The following is a 13741-nucleotide window of genomic DNA, read 5'->3' on the forward strand; positions in this document are numbered from 1 at the left end:
GCGCCGTTTCCTGCGCCGTTTCGTGCACGCCGGGTCTAGCGTGGGGTCATGCCCATCGAAGAGCTCCATGGAGTGCGCGTCGATCGTCTCGACATCGACGGCCCGACGATCGCGACCGATGACGACACCTCCGACCTGGTCGGCGGCGCCTGGTCGAACCGGGCGAACCTCATCGCGATCCCGGTCGAACGACTCGACGAACGGTTCTTCGACCTCTCGAGCGGCTTCGCCGACGAGGTGCTCGGCAAGTTCGGCGATTACCGCCTGCGCGTCGCGATCGTGGGCGACGTGACCGAGCACACGGCGGCGAACGATGCCTTCGACGCGTTCGTGCGGGATGCGAACCGAGGCGATGCCGCGTGGTTCGTGCCCGACGTCGCCGCCCTCGCCGCGAGGCTCGCGGCACGCGCCCGGCGCTGAGGGCCATTGCGCCTCATGAGGATTCATGACCGCGTGAAAGGCTGAACCCCTGCTGGAACAATGCAGGATCTTGCTTGATACTTGCAGTATGTCTCTTTCGGTAGTGCATCTGACATCCGCCGGCGTCTCGTTGCTCCTGCGCATCCATTCCACAGGTCTGCCGGAGGTGACGCACTGGGGCCGAGCGCTCGGCGAGTTGACGCCCGACGAACTCCAGATCGCGTGCATCGTCGCCGAGCAGGTGGCCACAACGAGCGGCCCCGCCGCGCGACACGCACTCACCATCGTTCCGGAGCACGGCGACGGATGGTTCGGCAGGCCCGGCGTGGTCGGCAGCCGCGACGGCGGCGCATGGTCTCCGCGATTCACCGTGGTCGAGACCGCCCTCGACGGCCGGGTGCTCGCAGCCGACGACACGGTCTCGAGCGGAGCGGGTCGGGTCGACATCCGCGCCCGCGACGACTGGGCGGCGCTCGAGTTCGACCTTTGCATTGAGATGGAGGCATCCGGAATCGTGACCATGCAGGCCACGATCCGCAACACCTCGGCGGCCCCGTACCGTCTCGACGCGCTGCGACTCGTGCTCCCCGTGCCGACGTATGCGAGCGAGGGGCTCGACTTCACCGGACGCTGGGGCAACGAGCGGTGGCCGCAGCGGTTCACCGTCGGCCACGGCGTGCACTCGCGTGAATCCCGTCGTGGTCGCACCGGCTTCGATGCGGCGCTGCTGCTCTGCGCCGGCACCCCCGGCTTCACCTTCCGCCACGGCGAGGTCTGGTCGATGCATGTCGGCTTCAGCGGCAATCACGAGCACTACCTCGAGCGCACGTCGAGCGCCGCGGTGCTCGGCGGCGGCGAACTCCTCCTCCCCGGAGAGGTCGTGCTCGCGACCGGCGAGGAGTATCGATCGCCGCTCGTCTACGCCTCCTACGGCACGGGTCTCGACGGCGTCGCAGCCCGTCACCACGCCTCGCTGCGCGCCCGGCCGCACCATCCGCGATCGCCGCGTCCCGTCACCCTCAACGTCTGGGAGGCCGTCTACTTCGACCACGACTTCGACAAGCTCGCCCGGCTCGCCACGGTCGCAGCCGACCTCGGGGTCGAGCGGTTCGTGCTCGACGACGGCTGGTTCCTCGGTCGACGCGACGATCGCGCGGGCCTCGGCGACTGGATCCCCGATCCCGCCGTGTGGCCGAACGGCCTCGACCCGCTCGTCTCGCTCGTCACCGAACTGGGCATGCAGTTCGGCATCTGGGTCGAGCCCGAGATGGTCAACGTCGATTCCGACGTTGCGCGCGCACACCCCGACTGGATCATGCGGGCACGCGACACGCTGCCGATCGAGGGGCGCAACCAGCAGCTGCTCGACCTCACCAATCCGGCGGCGTACGAGTACCTCAGGGACCGCTTGTCGACGCTGCTCTCGGATTCGCGCATCGGCTACCTCAAGTGGGACCACAACCGCGATCTCGTCGAGGCCGGCAGCGGGCGCGACCTCACGCCCGCGGTGCATCGTCAGACCTTGGCGACGTATCGACTGATGGACGAGCTCCGGGCCGCGCACCCCGGCCTGGAGATCGAGAGCTGCAGCTCGGGCGGCGGCCGGGTCGATCGCGGGGTCATCGAGCACACCGATCGCGTGTGGGCCTCCGACAACATGGACCCGCTCGATCGGATGCGGATCATGACCGGCACCGGCCTGCTGCTGCCCCCGGAACTCATCGGATCGCACATCGCCTCGCCGACGTCGCACACGACCGGCAGAACGCATTCGCTGCCGTTCCGTGCCGCAGTGGCCCTCATCGGCCATCTCGGGATCGAATGGGACCTCACGACAACATCGCCCGAGGAGCTCGCCGAACTCCGCGGATGGATCGAGCGCTACGTCGGCCTGCGGCAACTGCTGCACACGGGCGAGGTCGTCAACGGCGACCGTGCCGGCCAGGACGCCGTCGTGCGCGGCGTGGTCGCCGCCGACGGATCCGAGGCGTTCTACACGATCGTCGCCGCAGAGCACGGGCCCGACTCGACGCTGCGCTTGCGACTCCCGGGACTCGATGCGACCTCGCGGTACCGGGTGCGCGCCGAGATGCCTGGAATCACGGAGGTCGAGCTGGCGGAGGTCGACGGCATCGGCGCGTATGGTCTCTTCTCCCCCGTTCCCGTGACACTGCCGGGTAGCATCCTGATGGCATCGGGTGTGGAGATTCCGGCGTTGCGTCCGGAAACGACCGTGCTCGTCCACCTCGAGCGCGAGTGAACAAGATTGTCGTGTGGAAAGGGAGCCGAATGGCCAAGGTCGGGCTGAGTGCCGTCGCTGAGGCGGCCGGAGTCAGCGAGGCGACGGTGAGCAGAGTGGTCAACAACCCCTCGGTCGTCGCCTCGGAGACCCGGCGCGTGGTCGAGGAGGCGATGCGCCGCGTCGGCTACACACGAGCGACGCACGGCAGCCTGGTGCTGCTCGTGACCCCCGGCCTCCGGGATCCGTTCTTCGCGCACCTGGCCGATCGGATCGCCGCCGCCCTGGGGCTTCAAGGACTGCGTGCGGTCATCTGCTCCGCGCCGGTCGGCGGAACCCAGGAGCTCGATTTCGTCGGCGCGATGGTCGACGCCGGGGCGGTCGGGGTGGTGTTCGTCTCCGCAAGCAACACCCTCGAAGAGGCGGAGCCGGCGGTTCATCGCTTGCTCACGAGCCGAGGCATCCCGTTCGTGTGCATCAACGGCAACTTCCCCGGCGTGCCGGCGCCTGCGCTGTCGACCAACGACCTGATGGCGTCGGAGCTCGCGGTCGACCACCTCTGGCGCCTCGGGCACCGCCGCATCGGACTGGCGGCCGGGCCGATCGGCAACCGCCCCAGCGAGCTGCGCGTGGAGGGCTTCATCGCCGCGTTGCGGATGCGCGGTGACGACGGTCCGTTCCACGTCGTGCGCCATGAGTACAGCATCGAGGGCGGCATCTCCGCGACGAACGCGCTGCTCGACGATTCACCGCTGACCGCGATCGTCGGGGCGAGCGATGAGATCGCGCTGGGAGCCGTCAGGGCCGTTCGACGACGCGGACTGCGCGTTCCGGAGGACCTCTCGATCGTCGGCTACGACGACGTCTACCCGCTCGACTACACCGACCCGCCGCTGACCTCGGTGCGGCAGCCGGTCGAGCGACTGGCGGAAGCCGTCGTGCCGGTGCTGACGCGCCTGCTGAAGCACCGAACCGTGCACCGCGGCGAACTCCTTTTCGAACCCGAGCTCATCGTCCGCGGCTCGACCGCAGTTCCTTCTGACAGGGTTGATGACTGATTGATGTAAGTTCTTGCAGCAATGTCACAGTAGATGCTAGTTTCACTGCATGGCATCGACGCCCCCTTCCCTCGCTGCACTCGCACCGACCTTCAGTTCCTCGATCGACGGGTTCGCCGAAGGGTACGAATGGGCGGTGCAACGCGCACTGAACTGGGTACAGTCCGATCGCCCGGGCGTGCTCCCGTCGTATTGGGCGGGGCTGACCGATCGGCCGATGTTCTACTCCCGAGACGTCGCCCATCAGGCGCTCGGGGCGCACTTCATCGGACTCGATGAAGAGAACTTCACGATGCTGCGCCACTTCGCCGCCTCGGCGACGCCCGCGCGCCGGTACTTCCCGCTCTGGTCCTTCCACTTCGACGGCCGGCCCGCCCGCATCGACTACCGGACGGATCGCAGGTTCGTCCGTGAGACCCCCGTGGTCTTCGAACTCGTCGAGCGTTCGCTCGACATGTACCTGTGGACGGGCGACGATCGATACCTCGACGACCCGGCCATGCAGGCCTTCTATGAGAACACCCTGACCCGGTTCACCGAATTGCACGATCCGTTCGGCTGGAGAATCGCAGGGGCATCCGGCACCCGTGACATCTTCACCGGAACCGCGACGTACAACGAGGGCCCGAAAGGGCCGGGGCTGCGCGTGGCCGGCGACGGCATCGCCTCGCAGTGGGCCGCACTGGCCCGCGCCGCGACCGTGTTCGATGGCTCAGCGCTCGGCCTCGCAGCGTTGCGCGAAGCCGAGCACATCCAGGCCCGCTTCGAGGACTCGTGGTGGGACTCGGCGCGGGGCCACTACGCCACCGGGTTCACCGCCCGCGGGGCATCGCACGAATTCGCCTTCGAGCCGTCATGGTTCCCCGCGGTCAAGTCGCTCATGGCTCCGGATCGCGCGCAGCGTCATCTGGACTTCGTCGCCGCGAACCTCCGTGAGACGCCTCCGCCGAACATCGAGGCATTCACCTACCTTCCCGAAGCGTTCTTCGCCTACGGGCGCGATGCCGAGGCGATCAGGTGGATCCGTCACCTGATCGACTCGCGCGACGACTACCCCGAGGTCTCGTTCTCGGTCATCGCCCACCTGCTCGGCGGGCTGACCGGGCTCCGAGCCGTCGCGCCGCGCGTACTCGAGACGCGGTCGCACTTGCCCGACGGCGATGTCGAAGCACGGGGCGTGCCGTACCGGGATCATCGGCTCGACATCCGTCACGAGGGCGGCACGCGCTCGACCCTCACGGTGCACGGCGGCACCGCTCCGCTCGTCTGGCGGGCGCGAGTTGCTCACGACGTGCACGAACGAATCGTCTCGCCCGGCGAGACCGCGAGTGTCGGGACCTGATCGTCCCGCAGCACCATCCCTGCACACATGAACCGAGAGTCGAGGAAGACATGAAGAGATCAGCACTGGCGCTGGCCTGCATCGCGACGATTGCCGTCGCCGCCACCGGATGCGCCGCCGAGGATTCCAGCGGCACCACGAACATCACGTTCGCCCACTGGGGGAACAACCAGGAGGCGGCCACGCTCAAGGCCATGGTCGCGGCATTCGAGGACGAACATCCCGACATCGACGTCGAGCTCAACTGGATCCAGAGCGACTACGAGCAGAAACTGCAGACGTCCATCGCGGGCGGGCAGGCACCCACGATCTCGCAGATGTCGAATACCTCGCTTCCCGGCTTCGCCGCCGCGTACCAGACCGTCGAAGTCGACCCCTCCGACTACTACTCCGAGAACTTCGCGGCCAGCATGAAGTATGACGGTGAGTACAAGGCGATTCCCTTCGTGGCCAAGCCCAAGGTGATGGCCGTCAACGGTGCCCTCTTCGATGCGAAGGGCCTCGAACGCCCGGCCGCCGACGCGCCGATGACGACGGACGAGTTCGCGGCGACGGCCGAGAAGCTGACCGAGGGAGCAGCGCCCGACAAGATCTATGGTTCCGCTCGCCTCTGGTACAACGGATGGCTCAACGCCATGGGCGGCTCGTTCTACAGCGCAGACGGCACCAGCTGCCTGCTCGATGAGCCCGTCGCCGCTGACACCGCCGACTTCATCATCGACGCGCAGGCGCCAGACGGATACGCCCCGACGCAGCTCGACGCCGAAGGACAGGACATGTTCGACTGGCTCAGCATCGGGCGCCTGGCGATGCAGCCGGACTTCGGCCCCTGGGACATCGCCAAGCTCGCTGCGTTGGACGATGCGGACATCGAACTCGTGCCGGTGCCGGGCGGCGGCGCTCCGATGGAGATCAACGGCCTCGGCATCTCCGCCGACGCGAGCGGCGCCGAGCTCGAGGCGGCGCTCACCTTCGCCGAGTTCGTGAGCACCGCGCCCGAGGCGCAGGACCTGCTGACGTCGGCCGAGTCCTCGCTCGGCGTTCCGGTCGTCGAGGAGTCGATCGACAGCTTCCTCGCCGCTGCGCCCGAGTTGAACCTCAACGCCTTCATCGTCGGTACCGACCAGTCGACGATCTCGGCGGCCGTGGCGAAGGATCCGCAGATCCGCGCCGAGTTCGACGACGCGATCTACTCGCGGACCGCGCTGGGGTCGGGATCCGAGGACCCCGCCGTCGTGCTCGCCGAGTTCAACGAGACGTGCCAGTCGATCCTCGACGGCGAATAGTCAGGGCGAGGAGCGAAATCCGTGAACGACATCGTCACGTCCATCGAGGAGGCGCTCGGCGCCGTCGGGCTTCCTGAGGGGCTGCGCCCGATCGGCGCGTTCCTCGTCATCCTCCTGTGCGTGTACGCGGTGTTCCTCGTTCCGCTCTGGATCGCCGTTCGGCGGCGGTGGGTCGCACGATCCACCGCCGCCTTCTGGTGCTTCATCTCGCCGTGGGTGTTCGGATTCCTCTTCTTCACCGTGGGCCCGATGGTCTACTCGTTGGTGCTCTCGTTCTACAGCTGGGACCTGATCTCCGACCCCGTGTTCGTGGGCGGCGACAACTACGTGAGGGCGGCGCAGGACCCGAAGGTCTACCGAGCCATCCAGGTGACGCTGACGTACGCCGTGGTGAGCGTGCCGCTCGGGGTGATCATCTCGCTCGCGGTGGCACTGCTCCTCAACCTCCGAGTCGCGGGCATCAACGTGTTCCGCACGGTCTGGTACCTCCCGAGCCTCGTCACGGGCGTCGCACTCGTCGTGCTCTTCCTCTGGGTGTTCAACCCCAACTACGGCCTCATCAACGGTGTGCTCGCGGTGCTGGGCATCGACGGCCCGGCTTGGTTCGCCGACCCGAACTGGGCGCTTCCGGCGGTCGTGATCATGAGCCTCTGGACCGTCGGCGGCAACATGGTGATCTATCTCGCCGGGCTGCAGGACGTTCCGACCGAGCTGTACGAAGCGGCTCATCTCGACGGCGCGAGCACGATGCGCCGGTTCTGGCACATCACGCTGCCGCAGATGAGCCCTGTGATCTTCTTCGGCGCGATCACCGGTCTCATCGCAGCGATGCAGACGTTCACGCAGGGGTACATCGTCACGCAGTCGGGCGGCGGACCCAACGACTCACTGCTGTTCTTCGTGCTGTACCTCTACAACAACGCATTCAAGTTCTTCCAGATGGGCTACGCGTCTGCGCTCGCGTGGATCCTGCTCGTCATGATCCTGCTCATCACGGTGCTGGTGTTCCGAGGCAGCGCGTTCTGGGTCTACTACGAATCGACCAACGCCAAGGCGAGAAAGCGGGCGCGCAAGTGACCACGATGCCCGATGAGATCCTCGAGACCACGATCGCATCGAAGGAACCCGAAGCACGGCGTTCGAGGCGCCGGCGCGGCGGTCCCACCGAAGCGAGCCCGGCGTCGAAGGCGATCGCGTTCGTCGTGCTCGTCGGCGGATCGTTCCTCTTCGCATATCCATTTCTCTGGATGATCGCGACCTCTCTCCGCACCCGACAGGGCGTCGCCGAGGGCGGCATCACGATCTGGCCCGTGCAGTGGGAGTGGTCCAATTACCTCGACGGGCTCTCGTCATTCCCGTTCTGGCAGTACCTCGGCAACACGTTGTTGGCGACGCTGCTACCGGTGCTCTTCACGGTGCTCGCCTCCTCGGCGGTCGGCTTCGCCTTCGCGCGCATCCCCGCTCCGGGCTCGGGCATCATCTTCGCCATCGTACTCGCGACGATGCTCCTGCCCGGCGAGGTGACCCTCGTGCCTCAGTTCATCCTCTTCCGGGAACTCGACATGATGGACTCGCTGTACCCGATCATCCTGCCGGCCGCGTTCGGCTCGCCCTTCTTCATATTCTTGTTCCGGCAGTTCTATCTCCGACTTCCGCAGTCGCTCGCCGACGCGGCCATGATCGATGGCGCGGGCTGGTTCCGCACCTGGTGGTCGATCTACCTGCCGCTGTCGCAGCCCATCATCGTCGCCGCCGCCGTGCTGCAGTTCATGACCTCATGGAACAACTTCCTGGCGCCGGCGATCTACGTGAACACGGAGCGGTGGAAGACGTTCCCGCTGGCGCTCGCCGGCTTCTCGAATGCGAACAGCACCGACACGAGCCTGCTGATGGCGACTTCGATCGTCGTCGTCCTGCCCTGCATCCTCGTGTTCTTCTTCGCCCAGAAGCACATCGTCGGCGGAATCTCGTTCACGGGCACCAAATAGCGGATGCCCCGGCGCTCCCGCCCGCCCGAGACGGCCCGAGACGACAGAATGCACCCATGGTTGAGCGCGGGACGGCGTCCACGGCGACGCGCCTGGACACGACGGCGCTCGAGGAGCGCATCGACCGGGCAGCACTGACGGCCTTCCGGAATCGCTTGCCGCCCTCGATCCGGCCGAACGTCGCTGCGATCTTCTGGCCGACCGGCCTGCTGCTCGTGGCGGCCCTCGTGCTGCTCGTCTTCTGGACGTCGTTGCTCGGTGATGATCTGCTGTCCCCCTCCGACCCGGGCGAAGGCTTCGCCGCATGGTTCCTGCTCCTGCCGTATCTCGGGTTCGTCGCGGTGTCGGCGGTGCTCGTCGTCCGCGCGCTCGTCCGGCGCACCGGTCGGCGCCAGTACCGTCTCCACCGGTTCGCTGCGGCGAACGGCATGACGTATGCACCGGTGCAGCCGGGCCCCGCGCTGCCGGGAATGATCTTCACGCCGAGCGGCACGGCTCTCGCCTCCGACGTGCTGGCGCGGGGCGGGAGACATCCGGTCTCGATCGCCAACCATCGCTCCACGACGGGCGAGGGCAAGAGCCGAGAACGCCACAGGTGGGGATACGTCGCGGTCCGGCTGCCGGTGTCGCTGCCGCACATCGTGCTCGACGCGAAGGGCAACAATGCGCTCGGTCGCCGGAACCTGCCCGTCGAGTTCGCGCGCAGCCAGAGGCTGCGTCTCGAAGGCGATTTCGACCAGTACTTCGAGCTCTACTGCCCCGACGGGTACGAGACCGACGCGCTCTCCCTGTTCACGCCCGAGGTGATGGCCGGATTCATCGACTCGGTGGCGGAACTCGACGTCGAGATCGTCGACGATCACCTGTTCCTGTACTCGCGCAAGGACCTGTCGACCCTCGATCCGGCGACATGGCGCTGGCTGTTCTCCGTCGTCGATGCGCTGATCGAGCAGGTGGTGCGATGGGAGCGCTGGCGCGACGAGCGGCTCGGCGCCACTCACGTGACGCAGGCCATCGGCGAGGCTCCGGTGATCCACCGTCCACCACCCGGCGTCGCGAAGCAGGGCAGGCGTCTCACGCCTCGAGTCGAGTGGCTCTGGATCGTCGCCGGGCTATTGGTGTTCCTCATCGGCGTGGCCTCGATCATCGAGGACATCGTCACCTGAACCCGTCGTCCGACGGCCCAGTTCGGTCATGGCGGCGCTGATGGTGTGCTCGATCAGCGCCGTGTCGATCGTCTGCAGGCCGGGAAGCAGCGCTCGCATCAGGAGCGGGCCGGTCAGGAGATCGCTGATCCACTCCACGTCGACGGATGCATCGACGGCCCCGCGATCCATCGCACGCTGCACGGCACGTGTCGTGGCCGTGCGCCGAGGGCCGAGGAAGTCAGCGGAGAAGTGCCGGGCGGCTTCTGGCTGCAGCGAGAGGTCGTCGATCAACCCCGGGAGCCCGCGCACGATGAGGGGATGAGTGAACAGCTCGAGGCGATGCTGCTGGATCATCCGCAGATCGGTTTCGAGATCGCCGGTGTCGACGCCCGGATCGGTGCCGAAGCGATCGCCCAGCACCGCGATCGCGAGCTCGGCCGTCGTGCGGAACCGCCGATACACGGCGGCACGCGTGGTCGCGGCGTCCTGCGCCACCCGCCCGATGGTGAGCGCCCGATAGTTCTCGACCTCGATGATCCGCGCCGCCGCGTCGAGGATCGCCCGGTCGATGCTCTCGTGCCGTGGTCGCCCCAACACCGTTGCCGCCATACGATACATTCTGTACCGTAAAGCTACGAGCACTCCATCCGACCACGATGGCGGCCTCGCCCGGCCGGGGACACGATCGAGACGGCCACCAGATCCCGATGTTCCCCCACTCTGCCGGTTAGGTGCTCATGCCCGTTTCAGCCGCACTCCCCCGCCCGTCGCAGCGTTCCGGCGGCACGACGCGGTCGCCGGTGCGCGATCTCCTCGCGCTCACCGAGAACCCCGACGTCATCTCGTTCGCCGGCGGCCTTCCGGCTCCCGAGCACTTCGACCTCGACGGGCTCCGACGCTCCTTCGACGCGGCACTGCGGCAACCCGGCGGGCTGCAGTACTCGACCAGCGAAGGCAACCCGGCGCTTCGGGAGTTCATCGCTGATCGCTACACCTCCCAGGGCCTGCCGACGACGCGCGACGAGATCCTCGTCACGACCGGTTCGCAACAGGCGCTCAGCCTGCTGGCGATGTCATTGCTCGACCCGGGTGACACGGTGTTCGTCGAGCGCCCGAGCTATCTCGCCGCACTCCAGGCCTTCACGCTCGCCGGGGCTCGAGTCGTCGGCGTGCCCACGACCGCCGACGGCATCGACCTCGACGCGCTGGACCGCTTGGCCGAGCAGCACCGCCCGAAGCTCATGTACACGGTGCCGACGTTCCAGAACCCCACCGGCACCAGCCTCGGCATCACGACGCGCGAGGGTCTCGCTGCACTCGCCTCCCGGCACGGGTTCCGCATCATCGAAGACGAGCCGTACCGAGAACTGCGCTATTCGGGCGATCCGCTGCCCTATCTGGCCTGCTTCGCCAACGAGCACGTCATCACGGTCGGCAGCTTCTCGAAGGTGCTCGCCCCGGGTCTCCGGCTCGGCTGGATCCGGACCCGCACCGACATCCACTCCACCGTCGTCGTGACGAAGCAGGCCGCGGACCTGCACACGTCGACCGTCGACCAGGCCGCCGCGGCGCACTACGTGACCGGCGGCGGACTCGAGACCTCGCTCGAGCGGATCCGCGCCGCCTACGGCGAGCGCCGCGATGCGATGCTCGCCGCCCTGCCGCAGACGCTCCCGACGGGCAGCACATGGAGCACCCCGCACGGCGGCATGTTCGTGTGGGTGACTTTGCCGACCGGGCACGACAGCACTCGCCACCTCTCGGCGGCGATCGGGCAGTCGGTCGCCTATGTACCCGGGGCGCCGTTCTACGCGGAGCGCCCCGATCCCGCGACGTTGCGCCTCTCGTTCACGACCTACGAACCGGCCACGATCCGCGAGGGACTCAGCCGCCTGGAGCGATCGTTCGGCTGACCGCGACTCGGTCGCGGTGACCGGGCGGACGCTGCACCGGGGCGGACGCGAGGCATCCGGACCATACTGAGGGTGTTCGCACGGAGGGAGCGCATCGATGACGACGTCGCAGCTCGTGAGCACTCTTCTGATCGTGCTGCCGATCGCGTTCAACCTCGCGTTCGCCGCTCTCGCGAAGATCTTCGACTACCCCGACATCCTTCGCCGACCGACACGGGAGATCCTCGCGCGCTTCCGCGCGGGCGGATCCAGCCTCGTGCTCCTCTGGTGGGGGTTCGCACTGACGGCTGTGCTCTTCGCGCCACTCGCGGTGCTGCTCGCATTTCGGCTGGACGGCGCCGATCCTGCGCTTCTCGCGGCCGGTGCCACGGCCGGCGTGCTCGCAGCGATCGTGCAGTTCCTCGGTCTCATCCGGTGGCCGTTCCTCGTGCCGTACCTGGCACGTGCCGATGCCGAGCCCGACGCGTCCGACGCGCGGCGTGCGGCGATCGACGTCGCCTTCCAGTCGTTCAACCGATATCTCGGCGTCGCCGTCGGAGAGCACTTGGGATTCCTCCTGACCGGTCTCTGGAGCATCCTGTCGGGCGTGGCTCTGCTGCAGAGCCACGCGGTGCACCCGGTCATCGGCATCGCCGGCATCGTGATCGGCGCCGTCCTCACGGTGTGCTCGCTCGAGTTCGTCGGCCCGTTCGAACCGCACGGCTGGAGACTCGCCGCAGTGCTCACCCCGTTCACGTACATCGCCTGGTCGCTCTGGCTCGCCGTGACCGGGGTCGCCCTCTTGCTCTGACGGGTGTGAGCGAGCCCGAAGGTCGGGCTCGCTCGGCTCAACTCTGCGCCGAACCGCCGCCCACGCGAACGAGCATCTTGCCGGTGTTGGCGCCCCGCATCATGTCGAGGAACGCGTCGACGGTGTTGCCGATGCCGTCGACGATGGTCTCGTCGTAGGCGATGCGGCCCTCCGAGAACCATCCGGTCATCTTGGCGTTGAACTCGGGCGCGAGGTGGAGGTACGCCGCGAGGGTGAACCCCGTGACCGACAGCCCCCGCGTGATGATGTTCGCCAGGTTGTCGGGGCCGACCGCCTTCTCCGTGGTGTTGTAGCTCGTGATCGCTCCGCACAGGGCGATCCTGCCTCCGTCGTTCATGACATCGAGGGCCGCCTCGAGGTGGTCGCCGCCGACGTTGTCGAAGAACACGTCGATCCCGTCGGGGGCGAGCTCGGCGAGCTGCTCGCGCACCGGGGCATCCTTGTAGTTGAACGCGGCGTCGTAGCCGTACTTCTCGGTCAACAGGCGCACCTTCTCGGCTGAGCCGGCCGAACCGATGACCCGGCCCGCTCCGAGGAGCTTCGCGATCTGCCCGGCGGCGGTGCCGACGGCACCGGCGGCTCCCGAGATGAAGACGGTGTCGCCCGGCTTCATGCCCGCGATCGCGGTGAGGCCGACGTAGCCCGTCAGGCCCGTCATACCGAGGGTGCCGAGGTACAGCGACAGCGGCACTCCCGGGAGCTCTGGCACGACGCGGAAGGTCGTCGCGTCGTGCTGCACGATGTCGGACCAGCCGTGCTGGTGCAGCACGACGCTGCCGACGGGGATTGCTGCAGCCTCTGATGCCACGACTCGGCCGATCGCTCCACCGGCGATGGTCTCGCCGAGTACGTACGGCGCAACGTAGCTGCGCACGTCGTTCATGCGACCGCGCATGTACGGGTCGACCGAGACGAACTCGTTCCGCACGCGGATCTGTCCGGGCTGCAGATCACCGTATGCGACGGTGGCGACGCGGAAGTCGGCCGGGGTCGGCCATCCCTCGGGGCGGGCGATGAGCTGGATGTGCGTGCTGGTGGTGTTCGACAAGGTTTGCTTCGCTTTCTCGGCTGCAGGAGCCGATTCGATTGAGGGGTGAGCGGATGGCGCGGTGCGCGGTCAGATCGACAGGCCGATGACGAGCGCGATCACGGCGAGCAGCGGCACGGTGCCCTGCTTGAGGGCCGCCGCGCGCTTCGTCGGCGCGGAGAGGAGCAGCACGAGTGCGGCGGCCGTCATGGAGCCGACGCCGACGAAGACGAGGGTCGCGCCGATCGATGCCGCCCCCGCTGCGAGGAAGACGATGCCAGCGATCGTGACGATCGCGAGGAACAGGTTGTAGAACCCCTGGTTGAACGCGAGGAGCTTCATCGTGGCCGCCTCGTCCGCGGTGAATCCGAACGTGGATCGGGCGCGCTCTCCCGTCCAGGCGATCGACTCCAGGGAGAAGATGTAGACGTGGATGAGCGCTGCGACGCCCGCGAGCACGAGTGCTGCGATGACCATTTGTGTTTCCCTGCTGCCCGGTGGGCGCGTTC

The 13741-nt window shown here is 67.6% G+C and carries 13 protein-coding genes; 10 read left to right on the forward strand and 3 right to left on the reverse strand.

The genetic code is table 11. From position 1 onward, the window contains the following. Positions 1–48: 48 nt before the first annotated feature. From BUR99_RS05775 to BUR99_RS05810, 8 genes are all read left to right on the forward strand, one after another. A complete protein-coding gene (locus BUR99_RS05775) occupies positions 49–420 on the forward strand; it encodes a DUF4180 domain-containing protein (protein ID WP_074259309.1) in 372 nt (123 codons plus the stop codon). Between the two features lie 88 nt (positions 421–508). Next, on the forward strand, positions 509–2680 hold the full coding sequence (locus tag BUR99_RS05780; RefSeq protein WP_143231467.1) for an alpha-galactosidase: 2172 nt from the start codon (positions 509–511) through the stop codon (positions 2678–2680). A 29-nt stretch (positions 2681–2709) separates the two neighbouring features. After that, positions 2710–3717 carry a LacI family DNA-binding transcriptional regulator gene (locus tag BUR99_RS05785; protein WP_074259311.1) on the forward strand — a complete coding sequence of 336 codons (1008 nt, stop codon included), beginning with the start codon at positions 2710–2712 and terminating at the stop codon, positions 3715–3717. 49 nt (positions 3718–3766) lie between these two features. After that, entirely contained in the window at positions 3767–5059 is a 1293-nt protein-coding gene (locus tag BUR99_RS05790) for a hypothetical protein (protein ID WP_074259312.1), read from the forward strand. 50 nt (positions 5060–5109) lie between these two features. Then, positions 5110–6345 (forward strand): extracellular solute-binding protein, encoded by a 1236-nt coding sequence (locus BUR99_RS05795; RefSeq protein ID WP_074259313.1) that lies wholly within the window; start codon positions 5110–5112, stop codon positions 6343–6345. A 21-nt stretch (positions 6346–6366) separates the two neighbouring features. After that, positions 6367–7422 carry a carbohydrate ABC transporter permease gene (locus tag BUR99_RS05800; protein WP_200802670.1) on the forward strand — a complete coding sequence of 352 codons (1056 nt, stop codon included), beginning with the start codon at positions 6367–6369 and terminating at the stop codon, positions 7420–7422. Between the two features lie 5 nt (positions 7423–7427). Continuing rightward, positions 7428–8333: a carbohydrate ABC transporter permease gene (locus tag BUR99_RS05805; RefSeq protein WP_234980763.1), complete on the forward strand. Its 906-nt coding sequence runs from the start codon at positions 7428–7430 to the stop codon at positions 8331–8333. 56 nt (positions 8334–8389) lie between these two features. After that, the gene (locus BUR99_RS05810; protein ID WP_074259315.1) at positions 8390–9499 is read left to right on the forward strand and encodes a hypothetical protein; all 1110 of its coding nucleotides are present in this window, start codon (positions 8390–8392) and stop codon (positions 9497–9499) included. Here BUR99_RS05810 and BUR99_RS05815 read toward each other — a convergent pair. Continuing rightward, positions 9446–10090, reverse strand: a complete 645-nt coding sequence (locus BUR99_RS05815; RefSeq protein WP_074259316.1) for a TetR/AcrR family transcriptional regulator — start codon at positions 10088–10090, stop codon at positions 9446–9448. The two genes, BUR99_RS05810 and BUR99_RS05815, sit on opposite strands and share 54 nt — an antisense overlap. A gap of 128 nt (positions 10091–10218) precedes the next feature. Between BUR99_RS05815 and BUR99_RS05820 the strand changes: the two genes are divergently transcribed. Both BUR99_RS05820 and BUR99_RS05825 read left to right on the forward strand, forming a co-directional pair. Beyond that, complete coding sequence (locus BUR99_RS05820; protein ID WP_074259317.1) at positions 10219–11394, forward strand: aminotransferase-like domain-containing protein; 1176 nt, start codon at positions 10219–10221, stop codon at positions 11392–11394. 97 nt (positions 11395–11491) lie between these two features. Continuing rightward, a complete protein-coding gene (locus BUR99_RS05825; protein WP_074259318.1) occupies positions 11492–12184 on the forward strand; it encodes a DUF4386 domain-containing protein in 693 nt (230 codons plus the stop codon). 37 nt (positions 12185–12221) lie between these two features. Here the strand turns inward: BUR99_RS05825 and BUR99_RS05830 are convergent, their stop codons facing one another. Together BUR99_RS05830 and BUR99_RS05835 are read right to left on the reverse strand one after the other, a co-directional pair. Next, complete coding sequence (locus tag BUR99_RS05830; RefSeq protein WP_074259319.1) at positions 12222–13253, reverse strand: NADP-dependent oxidoreductase; 1032 nt, start codon at positions 13251–13253, stop codon at positions 12222–12224. Between the two features lie 69 nt (positions 13254–13322). Then, complete coding sequence (locus BUR99_RS05835; protein WP_074259320.1) at positions 13323–13709, reverse strand: DUF1304 domain-containing protein; 387 nt, start codon at positions 13707–13709, stop codon at positions 13323–13325. Between the last annotated feature and the right edge of the window lie 32 nt (positions 13710–13741).

This window comes from Agromyces cerinus subsp. cerinus (assembly GCF_900142065.1).
In the GTDB taxonomy this organism is placed as follows: domain Bacteria; phylum Actinomycetota; class Actinomycetes; order Actinomycetales; family Microbacteriaceae; genus Agromyces; species Agromyces cerinus.

Coding starts and splice junctions, on each gene's coding strand:
- BUR99_RS05775 (WP_074259309.1), top strand. CDS start 49: ATGCCCATCGAAGAGCTCCATGGAGTGCGCGTCGATCGTCTCGACATC.
- BUR99_RS05780 (WP_143231467.1), top strand. CDS start 509: ATGTCTCTTTCGGTAGTGCATCTGACATCCGCCGGCGTCTCGTTGCTC.
- BUR99_RS05785 (WP_074259311.1), top strand. CDS start 2,710: ATGGCCAAGGTCGGGCTGAGTGCCGTCGCTGAGGCGGCCGGAGTCAGC.
- BUR99_RS05790 (WP_074259312.1), top strand. CDS start 3,767: ATGGCATCGACGCCCCCTTCCCTCGCTGCACTCGCACCGACCTTCAGT.
- BUR99_RS05795 (WP_074259313.1), top strand. CDS start 5,110: ATGAAGAGATCAGCACTGGCGCTGGCCTGCATCGCGACGATTGCCGTC.
- BUR99_RS05805 (WP_234980763.1), top strand. CDS start 7,428: ATGCCCGATGAGATCCTCGAGACCACGATCGCATCGAAGGAACCCGAA.
- BUR99_RS05810 (WP_074259315.1), top strand. CDS start 8,390: ATGGTTGAGCGCGGGACGGCGTCCACGGCGACGCGCCTGGACACGACG.
- BUR99_RS05815 (WP_074259316.1), bottom strand. CDS start 10,090: ATGGCGGCAACGGTGTTGGGGCGACCACGGCACGAGAGCATCGACCGG.
- BUR99_RS05820 (WP_074259317.1), top strand. CDS start 10,219: ATGCCCGTTTCAGCCGCACTCCCCCGCCCGTCGCAGCGTTCCGGCGGC.
- BUR99_RS05825 (WP_074259318.1), top strand. CDS start 11,492: ATGACGACGTCGCAGCTCGTGAGCACTCTTCTGATCGTGCTGCCGATC.
- BUR99_RS05835 (WP_074259320.1), bottom strand. CDS start 13,709: ATGGTCATCGCAGCACTCGTGCTCGCGGGCGTCGCAGCGCTCATCCAC.